Annotated in this window: 24 protein-coding genes; 16 read left to right on the forward strand and 8 right to left on the reverse strand. The window is 72.8% G+C overall.

Features of this window, described 5'->3' with window-relative positions:
- The first annotated feature begins 56 nt into the window (after positions 1 to 56).
- From IEZ03_RS26000 to IEZ03_RS26025, 6 genes are all read left to right on the forward strand, one after another.
- Entirely contained in the window at positions 57 to 1,265 is a 1,209-nt protein-coding gene (locus IEZ03_RS26000) for a YncE family protein (protein WP_184887451.1), read from the forward strand.
- A 150-nt stretch (positions 1,266 to 1,415) separates the two neighbouring features.
- Positions 1,416 to 2,513 carry an FUSC family protein gene (locus tag IEZ03_RS26005; RefSeq protein ID WP_184887449.1) on the forward strand — a complete coding sequence of 366 codons (1,098 nt, stop codon included), beginning with the start codon at positions 1,416 to 1,418 and terminating at the stop codon, positions 2,511 to 2,513.
- Between the two features lie 52 nt (positions 2,514 to 2,565).
- Positions 2,566 to 3,306 (forward strand): PIG-L deacetylase family protein, encoded by a 741-nt coding sequence (locus IEZ03_RS26010; protein WP_184887447.1) that lies wholly within the window; start codon positions 2,566 to 2,568, stop codon positions 3,304 to 3,306.
- On the forward strand, positions 3,303 to 4,010 hold the full coding sequence (locus IEZ03_RS26015) for a 4-carboxy-4-hydroxy-2-oxoadipate aldolase/oxaloacetate decarboxylase (protein WP_184887445.1): 708 nt from the start codon (positions 3,303 to 3,305) through the stop codon (positions 4,008 to 4,010). Before IEZ03_RS26010 ends, IEZ03_RS26015 begins: the two co-directional genes overlap by 4 nt.
- Positions 4,007 to 5,068 carry a 4-oxalomesaconate tautomerase gene (locus IEZ03_RS26020; protein WP_229808582.1) on the forward strand — a complete coding sequence of 354 codons (1,062 nt, stop codon included), beginning with the start codon at positions 4,007 to 4,009 and terminating at the stop codon, positions 5,066 to 5,068. Before IEZ03_RS26015 ends, IEZ03_RS26020 begins: the two co-directional genes overlap by 4 nt.
- Entirely contained in the window at positions 5,065 to 6,012 is a 948-nt protein-coding gene (locus tag IEZ03_RS26025; RefSeq protein ID WP_184887443.1) for a catechol 2,3-dioxygenase, read from the forward strand. Before IEZ03_RS26020 ends, IEZ03_RS26025 begins: the two co-directional genes overlap by 4 nt.
- Positions 6,013 to 6,071: 59 nt before the next feature.
- Here IEZ03_RS26025 and IEZ03_RS26030 read toward each other — a convergent pair whose 3' ends face one another.
- Positions 6,072 to 6,833, reverse strand: a complete 762-nt coding sequence (locus IEZ03_RS26030; RefSeq protein ID WP_184887441.1) for a DUF1932 domain-containing protein — start codon at positions 6,831 to 6,833, stop codon at positions 6,072 to 6,074.
- A gap of 77 nt (positions 6,834 to 6,910) precedes the next feature.
- On the opposite strand from IEZ03_RS26030, the gene IEZ03_RS26035 reads away from it, so the two are divergent.
- Positions 6,911 to 7,543, forward strand: a complete 633-nt coding sequence (locus IEZ03_RS26035) for a GntR family transcriptional regulator (protein ID WP_229808583.1) — start codon at positions 6,911 to 6,913, stop codon at positions 7,541 to 7,543.
- 130 nt (positions 7,544 to 7,673) lie between these two features.
- Complete coding sequence (gene fusA, locus IEZ03_RS26040; RefSeq protein WP_184887439.1) at positions 7,674 to 9,695, forward strand: elongation factor G; 2,022 nt, start codon at positions 7,674 to 7,676, stop codon at positions 9,693 to 9,695.
- Positions 9,696 to 9,735: 40 nt separating this feature from the next.
- Here the strand turns inward: fusA and IEZ03_RS26045 are convergent, their stop codons facing one another.
- Entirely contained in the window at positions 9,736 to 10,659 is a 924-nt protein-coding gene (locus IEZ03_RS26045) for a LysR family transcriptional regulator (protein WP_184887437.1), read from the reverse strand.
- Between the two features lie 110 nt (positions 10,660 to 10,769).
- On the opposite strand from IEZ03_RS26045, the gene IEZ03_RS26050 reads away from it, so the two are divergent.
- The 5 genes from IEZ03_RS26050 (at position 10,770) to bsaP (ending at position 16,945) form a co-directional block, all read left to right on the forward strand.
- A complete protein-coding gene (locus IEZ03_RS26050; RefSeq protein WP_184887435.1) occupies positions 10,770 to 11,675 on the forward strand; it encodes an FAD binding domain-containing protein in 906 nt (301 codons plus the stop codon).
- The gene (locus IEZ03_RS26055; protein WP_132050969.1) at positions 11,672 to 12,157 is read left to right on the forward strand and encodes a (2Fe-2S)-binding protein; all 486 of its coding nucleotides are present in this window, start codon (positions 11,672 to 11,674) and stop codon (positions 12,155 to 12,157) included. The genes IEZ03_RS26050 and IEZ03_RS26055 overlap by 4 nt, the downstream gene beginning before the upstream one ends.
- Positions 12,154 to 14,583 carry an aerobic carbon-monoxide dehydrogenase large subunit gene (locus IEZ03_RS26060; RefSeq protein ID WP_184887433.1) on the forward strand — a complete coding sequence of 810 codons (2,430 nt, stop codon included), beginning with the start codon at positions 12,154 to 12,156 and terminating at the stop codon, positions 14,581 to 14,583. Before IEZ03_RS26055 ends, IEZ03_RS26060 begins: the two co-directional genes overlap by 4 nt.
- On the forward strand, positions 14,580 to 15,338 hold the full coding sequence (locus tag IEZ03_RS26065; RefSeq protein WP_184887431.1) for an XdhC family protein: 759 nt from the start codon (positions 14,580 to 14,582) through the stop codon (positions 15,336 to 15,338). Before IEZ03_RS26060 ends, IEZ03_RS26065 begins: the two co-directional genes overlap by 4 nt.
- 68 nt (positions 15,339 to 15,406) lie before the next feature.
- Complete coding sequence (bsaP, locus tag IEZ03_RS26070; RefSeq protein WP_184887429.1) at positions 15,407 to 16,945, forward strand: biotin synthase auxiliary protein BsaP; 1,539 nt, start codon at positions 15,407 to 15,409, stop codon at positions 16,943 to 16,945.
- Here bsaP and IEZ03_RS26075 read toward each other — a convergent pair.
- Positions 16,942 to 17,439 (reverse strand): GNAT family N-acetyltransferase, encoded by a 498-nt coding sequence (locus tag IEZ03_RS26075; RefSeq protein ID WP_184887427.1) that lies wholly within the window; start codon positions 17,437 to 17,439, stop codon positions 16,942 to 16,944. The two genes, bsaP and IEZ03_RS26075, sit on opposite strands and share 4 nt — an antisense overlap.
- A complete protein-coding gene (locus IEZ03_RS26080; protein ID WP_184887425.1) occupies positions 17,432 to 19,108 on the reverse strand; it encodes an acetolactate synthase in 1,677 nt (558 codons plus the stop codon). The genes IEZ03_RS26075 and IEZ03_RS26080 overlap by 8 nt, the downstream gene beginning before the upstream one ends.
- Before the next feature lie 109 nt (positions 19,109 to 19,217).
- Here IEZ03_RS26080 and IEZ03_RS26085 point away from each other — a divergent pair, with 109 nt between their 5' ends.
- Positions 19,218 to 20,897 carry a carotenoid oxygenase family protein gene (locus IEZ03_RS26085; RefSeq protein WP_184887423.1) on the forward strand — a complete coding sequence of 560 codons (1,680 nt, stop codon included), beginning with the start codon at positions 19,218 to 19,220 and terminating at the stop codon, positions 20,895 to 20,897.
- Positions 20,898 to 20,989: 92 nt separating this feature from the next.
- On the opposite strand, the gene IEZ03_RS26090 is transcribed toward IEZ03_RS26085, so the two are convergent.
- Positions 20,990 to 21,763 (reverse strand): hypothetical protein, encoded by a 774-nt coding sequence (locus tag IEZ03_RS26090; protein WP_184887422.1) that lies wholly within the window; start codon positions 21,761 to 21,763, stop codon positions 20,990 to 20,992.
- Between the two features lie 157 nt (positions 21,764 to 21,920).
- Here IEZ03_RS26090 and bioD point away from each other — a divergent pair, with 157 nt between their 5' ends.
- On the forward strand, positions 21,921 to 22,646 hold the full coding sequence (gene bioD, locus IEZ03_RS26095) for a dethiobiotin synthase (RefSeq protein WP_184887420.1): 726 nt from the start codon (positions 21,921 to 21,923) through the stop codon (positions 22,644 to 22,646).
- A 3-nt stretch (positions 22,647 to 22,649) separates the two neighbouring features.
- Positions 22,650 to 23,645 carry a biotin synthase BioB gene (gene bioB, locus IEZ03_RS26100; RefSeq protein ID WP_184887418.1) on the forward strand — a complete coding sequence of 332 codons (996 nt, stop codon included), beginning with the start codon at positions 22,650 to 22,652 and terminating at the stop codon, positions 23,643 to 23,645.
- Positions 23,646 to 23,649: 4 nt separating this feature from the next.
- Here bioB and IEZ03_RS26105 read toward each other — a convergent pair whose 3' ends face one another.
- The 3 genes from IEZ03_RS26105 to IEZ03_RS26115 all read right to left on the reverse strand — a co-directional run bounded on the left by IEZ03_RS26105 (position 23,650) and on the right by IEZ03_RS26115 (position 25,205).
- Complete coding sequence (locus IEZ03_RS26105) at positions 23,650 to 23,946, reverse strand: hypothetical protein (RefSeq protein WP_184887416.1); 297 nt, start codon at positions 23,944 to 23,946, stop codon at positions 23,650 to 23,652.
- Positions 23,937 to 24,314, reverse strand: coding sequence for a hypothetical protein (locus IEZ03_RS26110; RefSeq protein WP_184887414.1), 378 nt, complete (start codon positions 24,312 to 24,314; stop codon positions 23,937 to 23,939). Before IEZ03_RS26110 ends, IEZ03_RS26105 begins: the two co-directional genes overlap by 10 nt.
- A 162-nt stretch (positions 24,315 to 24,476) precedes the next feature.
- Positions 24,477 to 25,205 (reverse strand): GntR family transcriptional regulator, encoded by a 729-nt coding sequence (locus IEZ03_RS26115; protein ID WP_067905497.1) that lies wholly within the window; start codon positions 25,203 to 25,205, stop codon positions 24,477 to 24,479.
- Positions 25,206 to 25,244: the final 39 nt, after the last annotated feature.

Genomic DNA, 25,244 nt, shown 5'->3' on the forward strand with positions numbered 1-25,244 from the left:
AAGTCAGAATACGGCCGTTTTCAGACTGGAGACCACCCCCCACACAGGAGGTACTGATGCCCTCCCTCAGTCTCCGGAGACCCGCCGCACTCGTGTGCGCCCTGCTCATGGCGGTGACGGCGCTGGCCGCCGCCGGCCACCGGGCCGAGGCGGTGCAGCTGCGTGACGTGATGGCCGTGGGCAACGGCCAGGGCGGCACGGTCAGCTTCATCGACACCGCCACGTACGAGAACCTCGGCTCCCTCAATCTCGTCCCGGACCTGCAGGAACGCCTGAACGCGATGAACCCGGTCGAGCGCATCGGGTACGAGGTCGTCAACAACATCCAGGGCTACCGCAAGCTCGTCGACGACATCGCGGTCTCCCCGGACGGCACGACCATCTACGTCTCGCGGGGCGTGCTGTCGGACGCCGTCGCGTTCGACATCGCGAGCAAGCGGATGCTGTGGCGGCGCAAGACCGAGGGCTTCAAGGCCGACCACGCCGCGCTCTCCCCGGACGGGACGAGGTTCGTCGTCAGCGCCACCACGGCGAGCAAGGCCGAGGTCATCGACACCGCGACCGGGCGGCTGGTGACCACGTTCGCCACCGGCAGCTACCCGCACGCCAACGACTACTCGCCCGACGGGACGATCCTCTACAACTCCAGCATCGGCATCACCTCGCTGCCGAAGCTCCTCAACGGGCTGAAGGGGGCGAGGTCGGTCACCGCGGTGGACGCGAACACGTACCGGCACCTGCGCACCTACCAGTTCGAGTACGGGATCCGCCCCGCCGTCTTCACCCGCGACAACAAGACCATGTACGCCCAGCTGTCGTACCTGAACGGGTTCGTCGAGTACGACCTCGCGGCCGGGAAGATCACGCGGACCGTGGAGATGCCGTTCAGTGAGCGGGGCGCCGCGATGAAGCCCGACGACTACCCGCAGAACTCCGCCCACCACGGCATGGCCATGAACGCGGACGAGAGCAAGCTGTGCATGGCGGGGACGATCGACGACTACGTCTCCATCGTGTCGCGGCCGGGCCTGACCACGGACGGGACCGTCCACTACGAGCCCGGTGCGCTCCCGTACTGGACGCAGACCTCCCCCAACGGGCGTGACTGCTACGTCTCGCTCTCCGAGAAGAACCAGATCTCGGTGATCGACTACCGGACGGCCCGCGAGGTCGCCCGCATCGACGTCGGCCGCTACCCGCAGCGGGAGCGGGGCGCCAAGCTCACCCCCGAGGCGATCAGCTCGCTGGACCCGTCCAACGGCTGACCCTCCCGGATTCGCGATCCGGCCCTCGCGTATCCGGCCCGTGCAGATCCGGCCACCGCGGGCCCGCCGGCCTCTCATCCCACCGGCGGGCCCGCGGTGGCTTCCGCGTTCCGGGGGGTTCGGCGCCCGGCGCGCGGGAAGCGTCCCTTGATGCGATTCGGGGGGTTCCGCGGCCATCTGATGCCCTTCGCCGGATGGCGGTACTGGGAAGAGCGCGCCAAGCTGACCGTGAAGGCCGTGGTGGCGGCCACGGTGGCCTGGTTGGTCGCCCGGCACCTGGTCGGCCACCCGGACCCGTACTTCGCCCCGCTGGCCGCGCTGCTCGGGGTGTACCCGACGGTCGTCCGGTCGGTCCAGGAGAGCCTGAAGTACGGGGCCGGGTTCGTGATCGGGGCCGCCCTCGCGATACCGGTCGGGCGGCTGCTCGGCCCGACGACGATCGGAATCGCCGTCGTGCTGCTCGTCGCGATGATGGTCGCGGGCTGGCGCAGGCTCGGCGACCAGTCGCCCCAGGTCGCGTTCACCGCGCTGTTCGCCCTGCTGTTCGGCGGGCACCAGGCCGCCGCCTACGTCATGCCCCGCATCGCCGACGTGGCGGTCGGCCTGACGGTCGGGCTGGCCGTCAACGCGCTGGTCTTCCCCCCGCTGCACCTGCGGCGGGGCGAGGACGCCGTCCGGGAGATGCGCGGCGCGCTGGCCGACGCCATGGGGGCGCTCGCCGAGAACGTCGTGGATCCCGTCGAGTGGGACTCCCTCTGGGGTGAGCGCGAGTCGCGGCTGGTGGGCGTCCAGCGGCAGGCGCGGTACGCGGTGGAGCAGGCCGAGTCCAGCCTGCGCGCGAACCCGCGGGCGCGGTGGTGGGGGTATCCGGTGCGCTGGCGCGAGACGCCCGGGAGGTGGGCGGCGCCCGGCCGGCTGAACACGCTGGAGAACGCGATGTCGTACACGCGCTCGATCGGCGCGACCCTGCGCCTGGCGATGGGCGGGGACGAGGACGACCTGCCCGCCGACACCGCGTTCCGGCACGGCTACTCGGCCCTCCTCCACAAGCTCGCCGACCTCATGCGGCACCTGCCGGAGGCCCCGGACGAGGAGGCTTTCGCCGAGGCCGAGCGGATGCAGGAGGAACTGGAGAGGCCCCATCTCGCGCCGGGGACGGACGTCGCGGGCCTCTGGGACCCGGTGAAGGAGATGCTGCGGCTCAGCCGCCTGCTGCTCGACCAGATCGGCGGCCTCCGGCGGGGCTAGTGTTCGCAGAATTGTTGACAATTTGGGCTACAAGCGCGCAGAGTGTGGTGCCATGAGCGATACCGCCCCGTCCAGCCCTCTGCTCGTGATCAGTGCGCACGCCGGCGACTTCGTGTGGCGCGCCGCGGGCGCGATCGCCCTGGCCGCCGAGCGCGGCGACCGCGCGAAGGTGGTGTGCCTGAGCTACGGCGAGCGCGGCGAGTCCGCGAAGGCGTGGCGCGCGGGCAGGGGACTGGCGGAGATCAAGGAGATCCGCCGGGGCGAGGCGGAGGCCGCGGCGGCCGAACTCGGCGCGGAGATCGAGTTCCTGGACGCCGGGGACTACCCCCTGGCCGAGTCGCCGGAGCTGGTGGACCGGCTCGTCCGCGTGTACCGGGACTTCGATCCGGCGGTGGTGCTCACGCACCCCCTCGCCGACCCCTACAACGGCGACCACCCGGCGGCGGCGCGGATGGCGCTCCAGGCGCGTGTGCTGGCGCAGGCCATCGGGTACGACGCGCCCGGCGAGCCGCTCGGCGCGCCCCCGGTGTTCTTCTTCGAGCCGCACCAGCCGGAGCAGTGCGACTTCAAGCCGAACGTGCTGCTCGACATCACCCCGGTGTTCGAGCGCAAGCGCAGGGCCATGGAGTGCCTGCCCGCGCAGCAGCACATGTGGGACTACTACACCGACCTGGCCCGGCGCCGGGGCGTGCAGCTCAAGCGCAACGCGGGCCCGAACCTGGGGCTGCCGCACGACACGATGGCCGAGGCGTACGTCCGGCTGTACCCGCAGACGACGGGGGTCCTGGCGTGAGGACGGTCGTCGTCACGAACCCGCCGCGCGCCGACGCCGAGGCGGTGGACGCGCTGGCCGGGTTCGGCGTCGCGACCGTCCACGAGGCCATGGGGCGGACGGGCTACCTCGGGCCGTCGATCCGCCCCGTGCACCTCGGGTCCCGGATCGCCGGGACGGCGGTGACCGTGCTGTCGTGGCCGGGCGACAACCTGATGATCCATGTCGCGGTCGAGCAGTGCCGGCCCGGCGACGTGCTGGTCGTGACGACCACGTCGCCGTCCACCGACGGGATGTTCGGCGAACTGTTCGCGACCGCGCTCATGCACAGGGGCGTGCGCGGTCTCGTCATCAACGCGGGCGTCCGGGACGTGGCGGAGCTGCACGCGATGGGCTTCCCGGTGTGGTCGGCGGCGGTGAGCGCGCAGGGGACGGTGAAGGCGACGCCCGGTTCGGTGAACGTGCCGGTGACGATCGGCGGGCAGACCATCCGGCCCGGCGACGCGGTCCTCGCCGACGACGACGGCGTGGTGTGCGTCCCGCGCGGCGAGGTCGCGGACGCGGTCGCCGCCGCGGAGGCGCGGGAGGAGAAGGAGGCCGCGACGCGCGAGGCGTTCCGGCGCGGCGAGCTGGGCCTCGACCGGTACGGGCTGCGCGACCGGCTGCCGGGGATGGGCGTCGAGTACGTCGAGTACGCCGACTACGCGGGGTCGGAAGAGCCGTGAGCACCGGTGTGCGCTGCATGCTGATGCGGGGCGGCACGTCCAAGGGCGCCTACTTCCTGGCCGGGGACCTGCCGTCCGACCCGGGCGAGCGGGACGGCCTGCTGCTGCGCGCCATGGGCAGCCCCGACCCCCGGCAGATCGACGGGATCGGCGGCGCCCACCCGCTCACCAGCAAGGTCGCGGTGGTGTCCCGCTCGGCCGGCCCGGACGCCGACGTCGACTACCTCTTCCTCCAGCTCGGCGTGGCGGAGCCGACGGTGTCCGACCGGCAGAACTGCGGGAACCTGCTCGCCGGGGTCGGGCCGTTCGCCGTCGAGCGGGGGCTGGTCGAGGCGGGCGGCGAGCGGACGAGCGTCCGCATCCGGATGGTCAACTCCGGCGGCGTCGCGACCGCGACGTTCCCGACGCCCGGCGGCGCCGTCGCCTACGACGGGGACACCGCGATCTCCGGCGTGCCGGGGACCGCCGCCCCGGTCTTCCTGGACTTCGCGGAGACGGAAGGGTCGGCCTGCGGGGCGCTGCTTCCCACCGGCCGTCTCCGCGATCTGATCGACGGCGTCGAGGTGACCTGCGTCGACAACGGGATGCCGGTGGTGGTCGCCGCCGCGGCCGACCTCGGCGTCACCGGCTACGAGAGCCCGGAGGAACTGGGCGCGCTGTCCGGGCTGGGCGAGCGCGTCCAGGAGCTGCGGCTCCGGGCCGGCGAGCTGATGGGGCTCGGGGACGTCACCGCGGCCTCGGTGCCGAAGACCACCCTCGTCGCGCCGCCGCGCGACGGCGGGACGATCTGCACCCGCACGTTCATCCCGGTGCGGGTGCACACCTCGATCGGGGTGCTCGGCGCCGTCAGCGTCGGCACCGCCCTGCTGCTCGACGGCGCGGTCGGCCACGACATCGCCGAACTCCCGCCGCCCGGCGCGCCGCTGAGCATCGAGCACCCGGCCGGGCGCCTGGACGTGGCGGTCGAGCTGGACGGCACGGCCGTCCGGCGCGCCGGCGTCGTCCGGACGGCCCGCAAGCTTTTCGACGGAACCGTCTTCCCCCGGAGCAGCCCATGACCCTCAAGCACGAGATCGCGCACGTCGGCCACGTCGAGCTGCTGACGCCCGAGCCGGAGAAGAGCCTGTGGTTCTTCACCCGCGTCATGGGCCTCACCGAGAACGGCGCCGAGGGCGACTCGGTGTACCTGCGGACGTGGGACGACTACGAGCACCACACGCTCAAGCTGACCGCGCACACCACGTCCGGCATCCGGCGGACCGGGCTGCGCGCGTCGTCGCAGGAGGCGCTCGACCGCCGCGTCCGCGCGATCGAGGACGCGGGCCTCGGCATCGGCTGGCGCGACGGCGACCCGGGCATCGGCCCGACCTACGTGTTCCGCGATCCGGACGGCCACGAGCTGGAGATCTACTGGGAGTCGGAGTGGTACGAGGCGCCGCCGGAATTGGCGCCGTCGCTGAAGAACCAGGCGCAGGCGTACCCCGCGATGGGCGTGTGCGTCCGCCGCCTCGACCACGTCAACTTCCTGGCCGCCGAGGTCGAGCCGAGCACCGATTTCCTGCGGGACGTGCTGGGCGGCCACCCCACCGAGCAGATCCGGCTGGACGACGGCACGATCGCCGGGCGCTGGGTCACGTTCACCAACAAGTCGTACGACCTCGTCTACACGCGCGACCGGACGGGCGGCAACGGCCGCCTGCACCACATCGCGTTCGCGACCGACACCCGCGAGGACATCCTCCGCGCCGCCGACATCTTCCTCGACAACGGCGTCTTCATCGAGACGGGACCGCACAAGCACGCCATCCAGCAGACGTTCTTCCTCTACGTCTACGAGCCGGGCGGCAACCGCGTCGAGCTGTGCAATCCGGGCGCCCGCCTGGTGCTGGCCCCGGACTGGAAGACGATCACCTGGACGGAGGCGGAGCGCGCGAAGGGCCAGGCGTGGGGCCTGCAGACCATCGAGTCCTTCCACACCCACGGCACGCCCCCCGTCCCCTGACCGTTGACTTGCGGCGTGTTGTTGTTATGGAGCGCTTCATAACAACAACACGCCGCAAGTCAACGGGAGAGGCGGGTCAGGAGGTCGCGGCTGGCGGCGGACATCGTGGGCTCGACGTCCAGCTCCTCCAGCATTTTCGCTGCGGCCTCCATTTCTGCGGCTCGGCGTTCGGCGTGTTTGTAGGTGCCCCCTACCAAACGGGTCACTGTGGCGTCCCCGGCCGCCGTCAGCTCGTCGACGATGTTCTGCCGGAGCCAGTCCTCGCAGCCCGCCGCACGCGCCGCCTCCAGCGCCTCGACCACCGACGCGGCGAGGCCCTTGAAGAAGACGCTGCGGAGCAGCTTGCGGGCCGCCGCCGTCCCGGCCTCGGCGTCCATCACCTCGACGGACGCGCCGAGCGGCCCGAGCAGGCGCCGGACGTCCCCGGCGCCGTTCCCGCAGGCCAGCATCGGGGTGCGCAGCCCGCGTCCCGGCACCGGCGCCATGATCGCGACGTCCGCGAACCTGACCCCGGCCGCCGCGGCGAGCGCGGCGAGCTCCCGCTTCAGGCCCGGCGACCCGGTGTTCAGATCGGCCCACACGGCACCGTCGCGGACCCCGCCCAGGCCCGCCTTGAGCGCGGCCACGGCATCGTGCGCGCTGTTGACGCTGAGGATCAGCTCGGCCCCCGCGGCGGCCTCCGCCTCGCCCCCGGCCCGGAGCATGCCGTCCGGCGCCGGGACGGCCGGGTCGTACCCGCGCACCACCGCCCCCGCCGCGACGAGGTCGCGCCCGATCGCGCCGCCCGCCTCTCCGAGCCCCAGGACCGCGATGGCCGGCATACCGTTCCTCCTCGGCGACGAGCACCCGTGGGCTACCTTAGATCAGCGACAAAATTGGCGACAATCGTGGGGCGACCGTGAGCGACGTGGTGGCGGGGATCCGGGACGCGATCCTCCGCGGCGAGTTCGTCGCGAACCAGCGGCTGATCGAGGCGGACCTGTCCGAGCGGTTCGCGGCCAGCCGCGCGGCCGTCCGCGCGGCGCTGCTCGAACTGGCGAACGAGGGGCTGATCGAGCGCGTCCAGAACCGCGGCGCCCGCGTCCGCGCGGTCTCCCTCGACGAGGCCGTGGAGATCACCGAGGTCCGGATGGTGATCGAGGGCCTGTGCGCCGCCAAGGCCGCCGCGCGGGTAACCGAGCGGGAGGCCGCCGACCTGCGGGCGATCGGCGCGGAGATGGGCGAGGCCGTCTCGTCCGGCGACGTGCTCGGCTACTCCCGGCTGAACGAGCGGCTGCACCGCCGCATCCGCGAGATCAGCGGCCAGCGGACGGCCGCGGAGGTCCTGGAGCGGCTGCGCGCCCAGAACGTCCGGCACCAGTTCCGGCTCGCCATGCACCCGGGCCGCCCGCAGGTCTCCCTCCCGCAGCACCTGGAGATCATCGAGGCGATCTGCGCCCGTGATCCGGCGGCGGCCGAACGCGCCGCCCGCACCCATCTGCGCAGCGTCATCGAGACCCTCGCCCAGATCGACCAGAGCCGCACTCCCTGAGGCCGGCCGGCCCCCGCCGCACCACCGAAAACCCTTCGCTCTCGCGCGTCCTCCGCCGTACCGTCATGCATGCCGTAAAGGGACGATCTTGTCCGGCGGCGGTCGTCATCGAGAGAAACGGAGGATCCCGATGACAGCCACAACCCTTGCACTCGCCAAGGTTCGCAACATCGGGATCATGGCGCACATCGACGCCGGCAAGACGACGACCGCCGAGCGCATCCTGTTCTTCACCGGTGTCTCGCACCGGATCCGCGAGGTCGACGCCGGCAACACCGCGATGGACTACATGAAACAGGAACGCGACCGCGGCATCACGATCACTTCGGCGGCCACGACCTGCGCGTGGACGGTCGACGATGTCGAGCACACCATCAACCTCATCGACACGCCGGGGCACGTCGACTTCACCATCGAGGTCGAGCGCTGCCTGCGGGTGCTCGACGGGGCCGTGGCGGTGTTCGACGGCGTCGCGGGCGTCGAGCCGCAGTCGGAGACGGTGTGGCGGCAGGCCGACCGGTACGGCGTGCCGCGCGTCTGCTTCGTCAACAAGCTCGACCGGGCCGGGGCCGACTTCCACCGGTGCGTCGAGATGGTCCGTTCGCGGCTCGGGGCCGTCCCGCTGGTCATGCAGCTTCCGATCGGGTCGGGCGCCGGGTTCGAAGGCGTCGTGGACCTGGTCTCCGGGCGGGCGCACGTCTGGTCGGACGACGGGTACGCGGTCGTCGACGTCCCGGCGGGCATGGCGGAGGACGCGCGCCGGTGGCGCGGCACGCTCATCGAGACGGTCGCCGCCCACGACGAGGAGGTCATGGGCCTGTACCTCGACGGTGCCGAGCCGTCGCGGGAGCAGTTGCACGCGGCCGTCCGGCGGCTCACGATCGCCTCCGCGGTCACGCCGGTGCTGTGCGGCAGCGCGTTCCGGAACAAGGGCGTCCAGCCCCTCCTGGACGCGGTCGTGCGGTACCTGCCGTCGCCGCCGGACGTCCAGCCGGCCACCGGCGACGAACCGCTGTCCGCGCTCGCGTTCAAGATCATGAACGACCGGCACCTGCGCCGGCTCACCTTCGTCCGGATCTACTCGGGACGGCTGGTGTCCAGGACGTCGGTGCTGAACAGCGTCAAGTCCCGGAAGGAGCGCATCGGCAGGATCTACCGCATGCACGCCGACCGCCCGGAGGAGATCGAGTCGGCGGGCGCGGGCGACATCGTCGCGGTCATGGGCCTGAAGCAGACCACGACCGGCGAGACGCTGTGCGACGAGGACCACCCGGTCGTCCTGGAGTCCATGGACTTCCCGGACCCGGTGATCGAGGTCGCGATCGAGCCGAAGTCCAAGGGCGACAGGGCGAAGCTCGGCGCCGCCATCCAGCGGCTCTCCGAGGAGGACCCGTCGTTCAAGGTCCACGACGAGGACGGGCAGACCGTCATCGGCGGCATGGGCGAACTCCACCTGGAGATCCTCATCGACCGCATGAAGGAGGAGTTCGGCGTCGGCGCCAACGTCGGCCGGCCCCGCGTCGCCTACCGCGAGACCGTCCGGCGCCGGGTGGACAGGGCCGACCACACGCACCGCAAGCAGACGGGAGGCAAGGGCCAGTACGCGAAGGTGCAGATCTCCCTCGAACCCATCGAGGACGGGTACGAGTTCGTCAACCGGGTCACCGGCGGGCGGATCCCGAAGGAGTTCATCCCGTCCGTGGACGCCGGCTGCCAGGAGGCGATGCGGGCGGGCGTCCTGGCCGGGTGCGAGATGACGGGCGTGCGGGTCACCCTGCTCGACGGTGACTTCCACACCGAGGACTCGTCGGAGCTCGCCTTCAGGGTCGCCGGCTCGATGGCGTTCAAGGAGGCCGTCCGGCGCGCGTCCCCGGTGCTGCTCGAACCGGTGATGGCCGTCGAGGCCACCACGCCGGAGGAGTACCTGGGCGCGGTGATCGGCGACCTCAACGCCCGCCGCGGCCGGGTCGAGGGGACGGGCGAGCGGGCCGGCGCCCGGATCGTCCGCGCCCTGGTGCCGCTGTCGGAGATGTTCGGCTACGTCGGGCAACTGCGCGGGATGACCTCGGGCCGGGGCGTCTACACGATGCAGTTCGACTCGTACGCCGAGGTCCCGAAGGCGGTCGCCGAGAAGATCGTCTCGGCGGGCTGAGCCGGCCGGGCCGGGGCCGCACCACCGGGTGCGGCCCCGGTCAGCTCCAGATGGTCACGTAGACCGGGGGGCGGAAGCGGGACGGCGGGACGCCCGAGCCGGGGGAGCGCATGATGTGCAGCGCGTCGGCGGTGGCGAGGAAGCGGCGGAACGCGCCCGCCAGGGGCGGCCGTCGGTCCGGCGCCAGCGTCGTGGCGTGCCAGCGGACCTCCACGGGCGTGGCGGGGGTCGCGATGACCCGCAGCTCGCCGCGCTGCACGCGCGGCGCGACCAGGTGCGCGAGCGCGACCGCCAGCCCGTCGCCGTCGGCGGCGGCCGCCCACGCGGCCGTCTGGTTCGGGTAGACGCGGATCCGGTCCTCGGGCACCTTCAGGCGGCGCAGCAGCAGGGACGTCTCGCTGCACGGGTCGGTGCCGGACGGGTCCACCAGCCAGTGCGGGCGCGGCGCGGCGCGGGTGCCGACGGCGACGAGGCTCGCCCGGAACACCGGCTCGCTGACCAGCCCGGGGTCGTCGGCGAGGCGCGGGCCGAGCGCCACGTCCGCGAGGCGGTTGTGCAGCAGGACGGGCATCTCCCTCCCGGCGACGACCCCCGCGGTGCCCTCGACATCGCGGCTGGAGCGGGCGGCGAACGCGTCCAGCAGCGGCGTCGCGACGAACTCCGCGAGCGCGGGAACGGCGACGACGCGCAGCGCCTCCGGGGCGCCGCGGGCGGCGCGCACCGCGCCCTCGGCCTCCGCGCCGAGCACCACCATCTGCGACGCGATCGGCAGCAGGCGGGCGCCGCCCTCGGTCAGCGTCATGCCGTCGCGGCCGCGGACGAGGAGCGGGTCGTCGAGGTGCTGCCGCAGCGCGGCGAGGGCCTGCGACACCGCGGGCTCGCTCACGTTCAGCGCCCGGGCCGCCTCCTTCACCGAGCCGAGCCGGGCGACGAGGACGAAGGCGCCGAGCTGTGTCAGGGTCATGGGCCGGTCCAGCCTCCCGGGGCCACCCGTTAACCCTTCGCTTATTCGGGTGTTGTCCCAGCGTACGGGCAGAGTGAGAATCCGGTCACATCCCACTTCGAGGGGGCGTCGTGCAGGTACCGGCGAATTTCGAGTACGAGAAGGCGACGACCGTCGAGGAGACCCTCGCGCTGCTCGCCCGGCACGGGGACGAGGCGCGGGTGGTGGCGGGCGGCCACAGCCTGCTGCCCATGATGAAGCTGCGGCTGGCGCAGCCCGAGGCGCTCATCGACATCAACGACGTGGCGGAGCTGGCCCGCATCCGGATCGAGGGCGGCATGCTGTGCGTGGGCGCGCTCGTCCGGCACGCCGAACTGCTCGACTCGCCGGTCGCGGGCGAGCACTTCCCGATCCTGCACGACGCGGAGCGGGTGATCGCCGACCCGGTGGTCCGCAACCGCGGCACGGTCGGCGGCTCGCTGTGCCAGGCCGACCCGTCGGAGGACCTGTCGGCCGCGTTCGGCGCGCTGAAGGCGTCGGCGGTGATCCGCGGGCCGGACGGCGAGCGGACCGTCTCCCTCCGCGAGTTCCACACCGGCCCCTACGAGACGGTCGTGGAGCCGGGCGAGCTGCTCATCGAGCTGCGCATACCGATCAGGCCGGGCGTTGGTGGGGGCGGGCCCCCGTCAGGGGGTCGGTATCAGCACGGCAGCGCCTACGAGAAGGTCGAGCGGCGGGTGGGGGACTGGCCGCTCGCCGCCGCCGGCGCCGCCCTCTGGCTGGAGGGCGGCCGGATCGCCGACGCCGGCATCGGGCTCACCGCCGTCCGCGCCGAGCACTTCGTCGCGCCCGAGGCGGAGGAGGTGCTGCGCGGGGCCGTCCCGTCCGAGGAGGTGTTCGCCGAGGCCGGACGGGTCGCCGCCGAGCACTGCGACCCCGGTTCCGACCAGCGGGGACCGGCCGACTACAAGCGGCACCTGGCCGGAGAGCTGACCACACGCGCGCTGCGCCGCGCCTACGGGAGGTCGCAGGCATGAACATCACCGTGACGGTCAACGGGCAGCCCTGCACGCGCGACGTGGAGCCGCGCCTGCTGCTCGTCCACTTCCTCCGCGACGAACTCGACCTCACCGGGACGCACTGGGGGTGCGACACGTCCAACTGCGGGGCCTGCGTCGTCTGGCTGGACGACGTGCCGGTGAAGTCGTGCACGGTCCTGGCGGTGATGGCGTCCGGCAGGGAGGTCCGCACCGTGGAGGGCCTGGAGCGGGACGGCGAGCTCGACCCGGTCCAGAAGGGCTTCTCCGAGTGCCACGGCCTCCAGTGCGGGTTCTGCACCCCCGGGATGATGATGACGTCGCGGTGGCTGCTCGACCGCAGCCCCGACCCGACCGAGGCGGAGATCCGCGAGGCGCTGTCGGGGCAGATCTGCCGGTGCACCGGCTACGAGAACATCGTCCGGTCCGTCCGCTGGGCGGCCGAGCATCCCGCCGAGAAGCCCGAGGAAGTGACCCCATGAGCGCGAGCGGCCCCAACGGGCACGGCCCCAACGGGCACGGCGGCCCCAACGGGCACCACGGGTTCGGCAGGGTGGCGCGCAAGGAGGACGCGCGCTTCATCCGCGGCCAGGGCAACTACGTCGACGACATCAAGCTGCCGGGGATGCTGTACGGGGCGATCCTGCGCAGCCCCCACGCCCACGCCAGGCTCCTCTCGGTCGACACCGCGGCCGCCGAGGCGCACCCGCAGGTCAGGGCGGTCATCACCGGGGAGACGCTCGCGGGCCTGAACCTCGCGTGGATGCCGACGCTCTCCAACGACGTCCAGGCCGTCCTCGCGACCGACAAGGTCCGGTACCAGGGGCAGGAGGTCGCGTTCGTCGTCGCGGAGACCCACTACGCCGCGCGCGACGCGCTGGAGCTCATCGACGTCGACTACGAGGCGCTGCCCCCGGTCGTCGACGCCCGCACCGCCCTGGACGACGGCGCCCCCCTGATCCGCGACGACGTGGAGGGACGCACCGACAACCGCATCTTCGACTGGGAGGCCGGGGACGCCGAGCAGACCGGCCGGGTCTTCGACGACGCCGAGGTCGTCATCGCCCAGGACATGCTCTACCCGCGCGTGCATCCCGCCCCGCTGGAGACCTGCGGGATCGTCGCCGACATGGACAAGGTGACCGGCAAGCTCACCGTCCACACCACCACCCAGGCGCCGCACGCGCACCGCACCGTGTACGCGCTGGTCGCGGGCCTGCCCGAGCACAAGATCCGGGTCGTCTCGCCCGACATCGGCGGCGGCTTCGGCAACAAGGTCGGCATCTACCCCGGCTACGTCTGCGCGATCGTCGGGTCGATCGTCACGGGCCGCCCGGTCAAGTGGATGGAGGACCGGTCGGAGAACCTGATGACCACGTCCTTCGCCCGCGACTACCACATGCGCGGGGAGATCGCCGCGACGCGCGACGGCCGCATCCGCGGGCTGCGCGTGGAGGTCCTCGCCGACCACGGCGCGTTCAACGGCACCGCGCAGCCGACGAAGTTCCCCGCCGGGTTCTTCCACGTGTTCACCGGCTCGTACGACATCGAGGCCGCGCACTGCGCCGTCACCGGCGTCTACACCAACAAGGCGCCGGGCGGCGTCGCCTACGCCTGCTCGTTCCGCATCACCGAGGCCGCCTACCTGGTCGAGCGCATGATCGACCTGCTGGCCGCCGAGCTGGGCACCGACCCCGCCGAGCTGCGGCTGCGCAACCTGCTGCGCGCCGAGCAGTTCCCGTACTCGTCGCCGACCGGGTGGGAGTACGACTCGGGCGACTACCCGCGCACCCTGCGCACCGCCATGGACATCGCCGGGTACGACGAGCTCCGCGCCGAGCAGGCCGACCGGCGAGCCCGTGCCGCTGACGCGCGCGAGGACGGCCCGCTGATGGGCATCGGCATCAGCTTCTTCACCGAGGCGGTCGGCGCCGGCCCGCGCAAGCACATGGACATCCTCGGGCTCGGCATGGCGGACGGCGCCGAGCTCCGCGTCCACCCGACCGGCAAGGCGGTGCTGCGCATCTCCGTCCAGACGCAGGGGCAGGGCCACGAGACGACGTTCGCGCAGATCGTCGCGCACGAGCTCGGCATCCCGGTCGACGACGTCGATGTCGTCCACGGCGACACCGACCAGACGCCGTTCGGGCTCGGGACCTACGGGTCGCGGTCCACCCCGGTGTCGGGCGCGGCCACGGCGGTGGTCGCGCGGAAGGTGCGCGAACGCGCCCGGATCGTCGCGGGCGCCATGCTGGAGGCCGACCCCGAGGACCTCGAATGGACGCCGGGACGCTGGATCGTCCGCGGCGACCCGTCGTCCGGCGCGACCATGCAGGAGATCGCGATGGCCGCGCACGGCAGCCTCGAACTGCCGGACGGCGTCGAGGGCCACCTGGACGCGACCACCGTCTACAACCCGCCCAACCTCACCTACCCGTTCGGCGCCTACATCGCGGTCGTGGACGTCGACCCGGGCACCGGCAAGGTGACCGTCCGGCGGTTCATCGCGGTGGACGACTGCGGCGTCCGGATCAACCCGATGATCGTCGAGGGCCAGGTGCACGGCGGCCTCGCCGACGGCGTGGGGATGGCGCTCATGCAGGTCATGGCGTTCGACGAGGACGGCAACCACCTCGGCGCGTCGTTCATGGACTACCTGCTGCCGACGTCGATGGAGTGCCCGTCCTGGGAGCTGGGCGAGACCGTCACCCCGTCGCCGCACCACCCGCTGGGCGCCAAGGGCGTCGGCGAGTCCGCCACGGTCGGCTCGCCCGCCGCGATCGTCAACGCCGTCGTGGACGCGCTCCACCCCTACGGCGTCCGGCACGCCGACATGCCGCTCACCCCGGCGAACGTCTGGCGCGTCATCCAGGGCCGGCCCTTCCGCACGGACCTGGCGATCCAATGAGCGACAGGACGGAGACGCTGCGCAGCCAGCGGACGCCCTACGTGCTGGCCACGGTCGTCCGCGCCGAGCGCCCGACGAGCGCGAAGACGGGCGACCGGGCGCTCGTGCTGCCCGACGGGACGATGGAGGGGTTCGTCGGCGGCGAGTGCGCCGAGTCGGCGGTGCGCGACCAGGCGCTCCGGCTGCTCGCATCCGGCGAGTCGACGCTGCTGCGCATCACGCCCGGTGCGGACTCCTCACCGCTGGACGGGATGGTCACCGTCACCAACCCGTGCCTGTCCGGCGGGACGCTCGACGTGTTCCTCGAAACGGTGATCCCGCCCGCCCTCGTCACCGTGCACGGGGACGGGCCGGTCGCCCGCGCGCTGGTCGACGTCGGCCGCGCCGCCGGGTTCGACGCGCGGCCGGCCGGGGCCGCCGAGCCGCCCCGCCCGGACGCCGCGGCCGTCGTGGTCGCCACGCACGGGCGGGACGAGGAGGCGCTCCTCACCGCCGCGCTGCGCGCCGGCGTCCCGTACGTCGGGCTGATCGCCAGCCGGAAGCGGGGCGCGGCGGTCACCGCGTCCCTGGAGGACGGCGACCGCGTGCGCACCCCGGCTGGCCTGGACATCGGCGCCCGGACGGCGCCCGAGATCGCGCTGTCGGTGCTCGCCGAGATCCTGGCGCGGCGCCCGGCCCCTGAGCATGCCCCTGCGCCGACACCTGCACCGCGGGAGGCCGACCAGCCGGAAGGAGGCGGGCACTGCTGCGGCTGAGCCGCCGCCCCCGCTAGTCTCGGTGGGGCGGGGCGGCTGCCCCGCGATCCGCGAGGGGGAGTGCGCACGTGTTCGAGTCCGTGCTCGTGGCGAACCGCGGCGAGATCGCCGGCCGGATCATCCACACGGCGCGCGCGATGGGCATCAAGGCCATCGCGGTGTACTCCGACGCCGACGCCGACCTGCCGTTCGTGGCGGAGGCGGACGAGGCCGTCCTGATCGGCCCCGCCGACCCCGCGCGCAGCTACCTCAACGTCCCCGCGGTCCTTGAGGCCGCGCGCCGGACCAACGCGCAGGCCGTCCACCCCGGCTACGGGTTCCTCGCCGAGAGCGCCGCGTTCGCCCGCGCGGTCACCGACCACGGCCGCGTCTGGGTCGGGCCGCCGCCGCTCGTCATCGCCCGGATGAGCGACAAGATCAACGCGCGGAACCTGATGAAGGAGGCGGGCGTCCCCGTCGCGCCCGGCGTGTGGGAGCCCGTCCCGGACGCCGACACGGCGGTCGGGGAGGCCGAGCGGATCGGCTACCCGGTGCTGGTCAAGCCCGCCGCGGGCGCCGGCGGCGTCGGCATGGCCGCCGCCCGCGACGAGGCGGCGCTGCGCACGGCGTACGAGGCGGCCCGGTCCAGCGCCGCCCGCCTGTTCGGGCAGGACGACATCCTCCTCGAACGCTTCATCGACGGCGCCCGGCACGTCGAGGTGCAGATCCTCGGCCTGAACGACGGCACCGTCGTGACGCTCGGCGACCGGGACTGCTCCGTCCAGCGCCGCTACCAGAAGGTCGTGGAGGAGGCCCCGTCGCCCGGCGTCGGCCCCGAGCTGCGCGAGCGGATGCTCGCCGCCGCCGTCCGGGCGGGCGAGGCGGTCGGCTACCGCGGCGCGGGCACCGTCGAGTTCCTCGTGGACCCCGCGGCGCAGGAGTTCTTCTTCCTGGAGCTGAGCACCCGCCTCCAGGTGGAGCACGCCGTGACCGAGCTGGTCACCGGCATCGACCTGGTCGAATGGCAGTTCCGCATCGCCGCGGGCGAGCCCGGCCCGTCCGCCGTCCCCGCGCCGCGCGGCCATGCCGTCGAGTTCCGCGTCTACGCCGAGGACCCGCGGCGGTTCCTGCCCGTGCCCGGCACCATCAAGGTGTGGGAGGAGCCCGTCGGCGACGGCATCCGCATCGACGCCGGCTACGTCGAGGGCGACACCGTCACGCCCCACTACGCGATGCTGCTCGCCAAGCTCTGCGTCCACGGCCACGACCGCGAGCACGCGCTGAGCAAGGCCAGGGCCGCCCTCGACGCGTTCTGCATCGAGGGGCTCCCCACCAACCTGCCCTTCCTGCGGGAGCTGCTCGACCGCCCCGAGTTCGCGGGCGGCGCCTACGACACCGGGCTGGTGGCGCGCATGCGCGGCGCCGCGCCGGTGGACGCCGCCTACTGCGACAGGTGCGGGGAGCCCGCCGCCGCGCGGGACCACGGCCCGTGCCGCGAGGCCCGCCGGATGGAGCCGCCGCGCTACTGCCCGCACTGCCGCCGCCGCCTGGTCGTCCAGGTCACCCCGCTGGGCTGGACGGCCCGCTGCTCCGAGCACGGCGACCTGGAGCCGGACCCCGCTCGCTAGAACTCCAGGGCATAGGTGAGCAGGAGTTTCACGCCGGGCGCGGGGATCCAGTCGCGGTCGGGGGTGCGGACGAAGCCCATCCGCTCGTACATGCGCTGGGCTCCGACCATGTTCGCCTGGGTCGACAGGCGCAGGCCGCGCAGCCCCGAGGCGCGGGCGCGGTCGATGCACGCCCGCACCATGGCCGTGCCGACGCCCTGGCCGCGCGCCTTCTCCCGGACGGCGAGCATGCGGAACTCGGCCTCGTCCGGCCCGGCGACCTGGACGTAGGGGCTGCCGGGCCCGCAGTAGGCGACCGCCCCGACGACCTCGCCCCCGGCCTCGGCGACGAGCAGGTCGGACTTGGCGGCGCGGTCGGCGGCGTCCCGGAGCGTCTCGACGTAGGAGGACGTGGGCGAGACCAGGCCGCCGTCCACGTAGGTCTCCACGGTCAGGTCGCCGACCAGCTCGTACTCGTCCGGGCGGGCCGGGCGCACGGTGACCTGCTCAGACACCGGTGGTCTTGCGGGGGTAGGAGATGTCCGGGTCGGTGGCGACGTTGACCAGGTACGGGACGCCCGAGTCGAACGCGCGGCGCAGCGCCGGTCCGATCTCGTCCGGGCGGGTGACGAGCTCCCCGGCGCCGCCGAGCGCCTCCACCACCCGGTCGTAGCGGCAGTGCTCCTGCAGCTCGGCGGCCACGTCGTAGCCGTACAGCATGCGCATCGGGTGCTTCTCCAGACCCCAGGAGCCGTTGTTGCCCACGACCAGCACGACGGGCAGGCCGTGCCGGACCAGGCTATCCGCGTCCATAAGCGACAGCCCGGCGGCGCCGTCGCCGAGCAGCAGCACGACCTGCGCGGTGGGGCGGGCCAGGCGCGCGGCGATCGCGTAGCCGAGCCCGGTGCCGAGGCACCCGTACGGGCCGGGGTCCAGCCAGCGGCCGGGCCGCCGCGGCTCGATGTACTTGCCCGCGTACGAGACGAAGTCGCCGCCGTCCCCGATCACCACGGCGTCGTCGTCGAGGACCTTGGACAGCTCCCCGTAGATCCGCAGCGGATGGATCGGGTCGGCGCCGGACGCGAGCAGGTCGATGTCGCCCGCGATGGCCGCGTAGGTCGCGTCGCGCAGGCCCTCCCGCCAGTCCCCGTACGTGCCCGGAACCACCCCCGCCTTCGCGCAGGCGGCGGCGAGGTCGGTGAACAGCAGGGACAGGTCCCCGGCCGCGGAACCCGCCGGGCGGATGTGCGACACCAGCTGCGAGGGCGCGTCCGCGAGGTGGACGACCTTGGCCGTCCCGTCGCCGAACGAGCCGTAGCCCAGGCGGAAGTCGAGCGGCGTGCCCGCGGCGATGACGAGGTCGGCGTCCCCGAACGCGGCGCCCCTGGCGCGGGTGACGAGCAGCTCGTGCCCGGCGGGCAGGATGCCGCGCCCCTGCCCGTTGGCGACCACGGGCAGCCGCAGCTCCTCGGCGAACGCGCGGGCGGCCTCCTCGGCGCCGTCCATCCACACGTCCGAGCCGAGCACGAGGACGGGCCGCCGCGCCGCCTTCAGCAGCTCGGCGACGCGGGCGAGCCGCTCCGGGTCGGCGGGCCGCTCCGGCGCGTCGGGGATCGCCCCGGCGCGGGCCGGTCCGGCCGGGCCGAACAGGTGGTCCATGTGGACGTCGAGGAACACCGGGCCGCGGTGCGGGGCGGCGGCGGTCGTGAAGGCGCGGGCGACGTCGGAGGCCAGCGTGTCCGGCCCGGTGACGGTCATCGCCAGCTTGGTGACGGGCTCCAGCAGCGGCGGCTGGTCGAGTTCCTGCAGCGCGCCCGCGCCCCACCGGCCGAGCGGGGCGCGGCCGCCGAGCACGACGACCGGCGACCCGTTGAAGTGCGCGGTCGTGACGCCGCTGATGCCGTTGGTGACGCCCGGACCGGCGGTCAGCACGGCCAGCCCCGTGCGGCGGGTGAGCCGCGCCGTGGCCTCCGCCGCGAACACGGCGGTCTGCTCGTGCCGGACGTCGAGGATGCGGGGGCGCGCCTCCGTCCCCGGCACGCTGCCGGCCCTGGCGCCGCCGACGGCGCCGACCGCGCCGTCGTAGAGCGGGAACACGTGCCCGCCCGACAGCGTGAACATCGTTTCGACGCCGTGCCTGCGGATCTCCGCGATCGCCGTGTCGCCACCGTGCCGAGCAGTCATGCACGCACCGTAACAAGCGACCGCTTGCCCGCACAGTAGTCGTTAGGGTCTTGACGACGTGGACGCGCACCCTGTTGATTGTCGGAAGCCGACTCCGGAGGTGCCCCTGATGCCCGTCCCGCGCTCCATTCTCGCCAGGCAGGACCTTGCCGATCTGGACCTGGAGGTCATCGCCGGAGCGTGGCCGGACGACGTCCGCGGGCACTTCGTCGTGAGCACGTCCGACCAGCGGACCCGCCCGCTGCACGCGTTCTTCGGCGACGGGATCATGGCCAGGCTGTCGCTCACCGCCGGCACCGACGGCGCGCCCCCCGGCCGCTTCGCCTGGCGGGCCCGCGTCCTCGACACCCCGTCGGTCCGGCTGCGCCGCAAGCGCCCCGACCTGTTCACCCCCGGGCCGGTCGGCACGGGCTCCCCGTGGGGGTTCGTCAACGCCGCCAACACCGCGCCGCTGCCGTGGGGCGACCGGCTCTTCGCGACCTGGGACGCCGGCCGCCCGGTCGAGGTCGACCCCGTCACGCTCCGGTTCGTCGCCGAGGTCGGGCACCGCGACGACTGGAAGCCCGCCATGGACCAGGCCGTCCTGCCGCTCGTCTCCACCACCGCCCACCCGGTCGTCGACCCCGAGCGCGGCTGCCTGTGGAGCATCAGCCGGGACGTGCTGACCGGCGCCGTCTCCGTCATCGCCTACGACGGGACGGGCCCGCACGTCCGGCGCTGGGACGTCGAGGGCGCGGTGCTGCCGCAGGCCACGCACACCATCACCCAGACCCGCGACTGGCTCGTCCTCGCCGACACCGCCTACAAGATCGACCCCGACGAGGTCTTCGGCGGGGAGCGGACCACCGCGAACAACCCCGACGGGCCCGTGCTGCTCATCCGCAAGGACGACCTCGTTCCCGGGCGGGAGACCGTCACCTGCAAGCAGTTCCGCATAGCCCCCGAGGTCAACCACTTCTACGCCCGCTACGACGACTCCGACGGCGTCCAGGTCGTGATGGAGCACAGCGAAGGCGTGGACATCGGGATGTACCTGCGCGAGGACGACATCGACGTCCACGGCCGCCCGGTCGACCCCGCCCTGCGCGGCATGTACTGCCACGGCATGACGCCCGCGCTCACCACCGTCCTGCAATTCGACCCGGAGACCGGCCAGGTGCGGGAACGCGCGCGCGCCAGCGACCCGGAGCGGTGGTGGCAGGCCGAGTTGTCCGCCATCGATTGGAGCATCGAGGGCCAGACCGCCCCGACCCGGCACCATCTCATCTACCTCGGCTTCCACCCGGAGGCCATCAACCAGCGGGCCATCCGCAACTACAAGGGCCGCATAGACCCCTCGCGGTTCCCCGCGGAGGAGACCCCGGCGGTCCTCGTCACCCACGACCGCGAAGACCTCAAGGCCCTGTCCGAATGGACGTTCTCCCTGGACGACTACCCGACGTCCCCGTCCTTCGTCCCGCGCGGCCAGGGCGGCACCCGCTACGCGGGCACGAACCCGGGCGGACACGAGGGATACCTGGTCGTGGCCGTCCACAACGACGACCGGTTCCGGATCGAGCTCTTCGACGCCTCAGACGTGGGACGCGGCCCCGTCGCCGTCCTGGCCCCGCCCAACGGCACGACGATGCCGTTCCTGATCCACTCCGCGTGGATGCCCGAAGCCCGCCCGGCCCCGGACCTGGAACGCCACCGCTTCGCCGACGACCTGGACGCCCGCCTGGACCAGCTCCCCCTCGACCTGGCCGCCGCCGCCCACGAGGTAGCCGCCGACCTGGACGCCCCCCGTTGACTTGCGGCGTGTTGTTGTTATGGCAGCTCGGATAACAACAACACGCCGCAAGTCAACGGTTGGTCGACGCGTGATCGGTCGTGGGGAGTGCGCTAGTCCAGGTCGCCGCAGGAGTCTTCGGCGGGGAGGAGCGGGCGCAGGCGGACGGAGTACGTCGTGCCGTCGCTGCGCCACGCGGTTCCCGGGCGGGTCTCGGGGACCTTCGCCGAGGGCGCGAGGGTGCAGATGCCGCCCGCCGCCGGGACGCCGTCGCCGAGCGGGCCGAGCGGCCATGGCCGGGCGGTGCCGTCGCCGGTGATCTCACCCGCGAGGACCGCCGTGCGCTCCGGTGTGTACGGCTCCGGCGGGGCGGCCTGGTCGTCCGCGGGCCAGCCTTCCGGAGCGAGCTGCTTGAGGAACAGCGACTCCCGGCTGCCCGGCCACCCCGGCTCGATGATCCTGGTCTTCGCGTCGCCCATCGTGACGACGGTGACGACCGCGTCCGCGATCTGGTCGGAGCCGACCGTGTGGGAGCGGTCGAAACCGGCCGCGCGGGCGCCGTCCAGGAGCCGCTGGAGCGCCTGCGGCTTCAGGCGGTACTGGGTGAGTTCCCGGTTCGGCGGGCGGCTGTCCGGCCGCTCGGCGGCGACGATCGCGCGCCCCGAGGAGTAGAGGGAGAACTCCGGGATGCTTCCCGGGCCGCCGATGCCCGCGAGGCCGCCGGTCTTGCGCCACCGCAGCACGAGCCTCTCCTCCGCCGGTTCCCCGGACGCGGACCGGGACGCGGACGGGGACGCGGTCGGCGAGGAGGAAGGCGGCGGCCCGGACGTCTCCGCGCCGCCGCACGCGGTCAGGGCCGTACAGGCGAGCACCGCGCAGGCGGCCACCTGGACCCGACGGGAACCTGGGTACGGACCGGCCATGTGACTTGGACGAAACCCCGACCCGCCGGGTTCCCCGGCGACGGCGGTACAAAAACGGCCGTCGAAGACTGTGGGATCCGGTGGCGTTCCGCCCCGGGGCCCCGCGCTAGTGTGCCGCCTTGTGAGTGTGCTCGTGGTCACCGGGACGTGTACGGGCGTGGGCAAGACGGTCGTCACCGCGGCGCTGGCCGCGGTCGCCGCCACGCGCGGCGCGTCCGTCGCCGCCGTCAAACCCGGGCAGACCGGGGCCCGCGACGGCGAGCCCGGCGACCTCGACGCGGTCCGGCGCCTCGCCGGCCTCGACGACGTCCACGAGTTCGCCCGCTTCCCCGACCCGCTGTCGCCCGCCGCCGCGGCCCGCCGCGCCGGCGTCCCGCCCGTCCGGCTGCCGGAGGTGGCCGAGCGCGTCCGGGAGCTGTCCGGCGACCGGCGGCTGGTGCTGATCGAGGGCGCGGGCGGCCTCCTCGTCCGCTACGACGACGAGGGCAACACGATCGCGGACCTCGCCCGCTGGCTCGGCGCCGCCGCCCTCGTCGTGGCCCGCCCCGACCTCGGCACCCTCAACCACACGGCGCTGACGCTGGAGGCGATGGCGCACCGCGGCGTCCAGCTCGCGGGCGTCGTCATCGGCGAGTGGCCGGCCGATCCCGGCCTCGCGATGCGCAGCAACATCCGCGACCTGGAGACCATCGCGGCCCGGCCGCTGGCGGGCGCGCTGCCCGCGGGCGCGGGCGCGCTGGACCCGGCGGAGTTCCTCCTGGCCGCGCACCGCGGCCTGGCCCCCTCGCTCGGCGGCGGCTTCGACGCCGCCGCCTTCCGCGACACCTTCGGCCTCGACAAGGAGTAGTACGTGACCGACATCCTCGACGTAGCCCGCAGCCAGGTGCTGGACGGGGGCCGCGGCCTGTCCGCCGCCCAGGTCCTCGAATGCCTGACCCTCCCCGACGACCGGCTGGAGGAACTGCTCGCGCTCGCCCACGAGGTCCGGATGCGCTGGTGCGGGCCGGAGGTCGAGGTCGAGGGGATCGTGTCGCTGAAGACCGGCGGCTGCCCGGAGGACTGCCACTTCTGCTCGCAGTCCGGCAAGTTCGAGTCGCCCGTCCGCGCGGTGTGGCTGAACATCCCCCAGCTGGTCGAGGCGGCGAAGGAGACCGCGAAGACCGGCGCGACCGAGTTCTGCATCGTCGCCGCCGTCCGCGGCCCCGACGAACGCCTCATGTCGCAGGTTCGCGACGGCATCAAGGCCATCAACGACGCCGTGGAGATCAACATCGCGTGCTCGCTGGGGATGCTCACCCAGGAGCAGGTGGACGAGCTCGCCGCGATGGGCGTCCACCGCTACAACCACAACCTGGAGACGGCCCGCTCCCACTTCCCGAACGTGGTCACCACCCATTCGTGGGAGGAGCGCTGGGAGACCCTCCGCATGGTCAAGGAGGCCGGGATGGAGGTGTGCTGCGGCGGCATCGTCGGCATGGGCGAGACCGTCGAGCAGCGCGCCGAGTTCGCCGGCCAGCTCGCCGAGCTGGAACCCGACGAGGTCCCGCTGAACTTCCTGGCGCCCCGCCCCGGCACCCCGTTCGCCGACCTCCCGCTGGTCGAGGGCCCGGAGGCGCTGAAGACGATCGCCGCGTTCCGCCTCGCGCTGCCCCGCACCATCCTCCGCTACGCCGGCGGCCGCGAACTCACCCTCGGCGACCTCGGCACCCGCGAAGGCATGCTCGGCGGCATCAACGCCATCATCGTCGGCAACTACCTGACCACCCTCGGCCGCCCGGCAGAAGAGGACCTACAACTCCTCACCGACCTACAAATGCCCATCAAGGCCCTAAGCCAGACCCTGTGACGGTTCACGCGATCCTGACCATCCGCTCCTGGATGATGCGCCGGACGTGGTCGAGCACGGTCTTGCCATCGACGCTCCTGTCCCAGGAGATGCCGACCTCAGTGAGATCGCCCTCCTCGTGGTGATCGAGGATCTCGATCGTGGCCGCGTCCGGCAGGAAGAGGTGCTCCCGGATCTCTTCGGCGGTCATGTCCCTGGGGTCTTGCGGATAGGTCACGCCGTGAATCACGATTCCGGTTCGCTGATCGACGGTCGTCGCCATGGGCAAGGTCTTTGCCGCGCGCTCGTTCACTACTTCCATGGCCTCCATCGGCTCGTCTCGATCTCGACGTTGAACGGCTCGGGCAACTGGACGGTCTCCCCGAATTCCCACGACTCCTGGTGCAGGTAGGCGCCTATGGACCGATCCGGGATGCAGAACTTGTTCACAGTCTGCCGGTACAGGTTGACGACCTTTGTGGACATCCACGGGTACTCGGGGTCCTTCATCGACATGGCCGTCAGCGCCGCGCTGATGTCGCTCAGGATGCCGGCATGTGCCACGTTGGGTGCTGGCGACACGACGATCTGACCCCCGATGATCTCGACCCGCATTCCCTCGAACGGAAGATCGAGAAGGTCGTCCACCTCGCCGCGCATCCACATGGCGGACAGCGTGTCCTCGGACACGCCGTCGAGACTGAAAACCTCAGTCCTTGTCACGTTCTGCGACCTCTTCCTCACGATCTGCTCCCGGTCATCGTAGAGAAGGGGTGCACCCAGCGTAGCCAGATCGTTCGAACTTGTGGTCGAAAATCTTGCGGCTGCTCGGTGACGGGGGTGGGGCGGAGGTCAGCGGCGGAGGCGGGTGATGAACTTGTAGCGGTCGCCTCGGTAGAGGGACTGGGCCCATTCGACGGGCTGGCCGGTGGTGTCGAAGGCGTGCCGGGAGAGCAGGAGCATCGGGAGGCCGACGTCCACGCCCAGGAGTTGCGCGTCGTGGGGGGTCGCGAGGACGGTCTCGATGGTCTCCTCGGCCTCGGTCAGGTGGACGTCGTAGGCCGTGGCGAGCGTCTCGTACAGGGAGCGGTGCCGGGGCAGCTCGCGGCGCAGGCCCGGGAAGCGGCGGGCGGGGAGGTGGGAGGTGTCGATCGACATGGGCTCGCCGTCGGCGAGCCGGAGCCGGTGGACGCGCAGGACCCGGCCGCCGGGGCGGATGCACAGGAGGGTCGCGAGGCGCTCGTCGGCGCTGACGTAGCCGGCCTCCAGGATGCGGGTCTCGGGGCGGAGCCCGTGGTGCCGCATGTCCTCGGTGTAGCTGACGAGCTGGAGCTCCTGCGACACCTTCGGTTTGGCGACGAAGGTGCCCTTGCCCTGGATGCGCTGCAGCCGGCCCTCCACGACGAGCTCGGCGAGGGCCTGCCGGACGGTGGTGCGGGACGTCTCGTACTTCTCGGCGAGGGTCCGCTCCGGGGGTAGCGGGCTGCCCGGCGGAAGCGACTGGATCAGCTCCACGAGCAGCTCTTTGAGCTTGTAGTACTTCGGGATGCGGGGGGCCTGGTTCGGGTGGCGCTTACCGATGCCGCCGAGTGAGGCCCGGTCGAATCCGTGGTCGACTCC

It is taken from the genome of Actinomadura livida (assembly GCF_014648675.1).
GTDB lineage: Bacteria > Actinomycetota > Actinomycetes > Streptosporangiales > Streptosporangiaceae > Spirillospora > Spirillospora livida.

Coding starts and splice junctions, on each gene's coding strand:
- IEZ03_RS26000 (WP_184887451.1), top strand. CDS start 57: ATGCCCTCCCTCAGTCTCCGGAGACCCGCCGCACTCGTGTGCGCCCTG.
- IEZ03_RS26005 (WP_184887449.1), top strand. CDS start 1,416: ATGCGATTCGGGGGGTTCCGCGGCCATCTGATGCCCTTCGCCGGATGG.
- IEZ03_RS26010 (WP_184887447.1), top strand. CDS start 2,566: ATGAGCGATACCGCCCCGTCCAGCCCTCTGCTCGTGATCAGTGCGCAC.
- IEZ03_RS26025 (WP_184887443.1), top strand. CDS start 5,065: ATGACCCTCAAGCACGAGATCGCGCACGTCGGCCACGTCGAGCTGCTG.
- IEZ03_RS26030 (WP_184887441.1), bottom strand. CDS start 6,833: ATGCCGGCCATCGCGGTCCTGGGGCTCGGAGAGGCGGGCGGCGCGATC.
- fusA (WP_184887439.1), top strand. CDS start 7,674: ATGACAGCCACAACCCTTGCACTCGCCAAGGTTCGCAACATCGGGATC.
- IEZ03_RS26045 (WP_184887437.1), bottom strand. CDS start 10,659: ATGACCCTGACACAGCTCGGCGCCTTCGTCCTCGTCGCCCGGCTCGGC.
- IEZ03_RS26055 (WP_132050969.1), top strand. CDS start 11,672: ATGAACATCACCGTGACGGTCAACGGGCAGCCCTGCACGCGCGACGTG.
- IEZ03_RS26060 (WP_184887433.1), top strand. CDS start 12,154: ATGAGCGCGAGCGGCCCCAACGGGCACGGCCCCAACGGGCACGGCGGC.
- IEZ03_RS26065 (WP_184887431.1), top strand. CDS start 14,580: ATGAGCGACAGGACGGAGACGCTGCGCAGCCAGCGGACGCCCTACGTG.
- IEZ03_RS26080 (WP_184887425.1), bottom strand. CDS start 19,108: ATGACTGCTCGGCACGGTGGCGACACGGCGATCGCGGAGATCCGCAGG.
- IEZ03_RS26085 (WP_184887423.1), top strand. CDS start 19,218: ATGCCCGTCCCGCGCTCCATTCTCGCCAGGCAGGACCTTGCCGATCTG.
- IEZ03_RS26105 (WP_184887416.1), bottom strand. CDS start 23,946: ATGGAAGTAGTGAACGAGCGCGCGGCAAAGACCTTGCCCATGGCGACG.